Source organism: Halomonas marinisediminis, from assembly GCF_004347715.1.
GTDB lineage: Bacteria > Pseudomonadota > Gammaproteobacteria > Pseudomonadales > Halomonadaceae > Halomonas > Halomonas icarae.
In genome coordinates this window covers 1-218 of record NZ_SLTR01000901.1, presented here as the reverse complement: position 1 = coordinate 218, position 218 = coordinate 1, and the positions used below count along the sequence as shown (strand labels likewise).

Below are 218 nucleotides of genomic sequence, written 5' to 3'. Positions count from 1 at the left end.
ATATGTTGCGCTTCATCTAGAGATACCACCAACTCTAAGCCCACCTTATGAGCCTCAAGTTTGAGATAATTTAATAACCCTTGTTCTGGCATTAATCGCTCAATCTCGATAATGCGTTCTATATGATAATCATTAGAGAGTAGCCGAACCGTAACAGGTGAACCAGCGACACATAAGCGACTTTCAATTAATTCAGCAGAAGCATTTGCGATATTTTC

General features: G+C 39.4%; 1 protein-coding gene. It reads right to left on the bottom strand.

Translation table 11 applies throughout. The features are described from left to right. On the bottom strand, positions 1-218 hold a 218-nt coding region (locus tag E0702_RS19515; RefSeq protein ID WP_205742192.1), incomplete at both ends, for a hypothetical protein.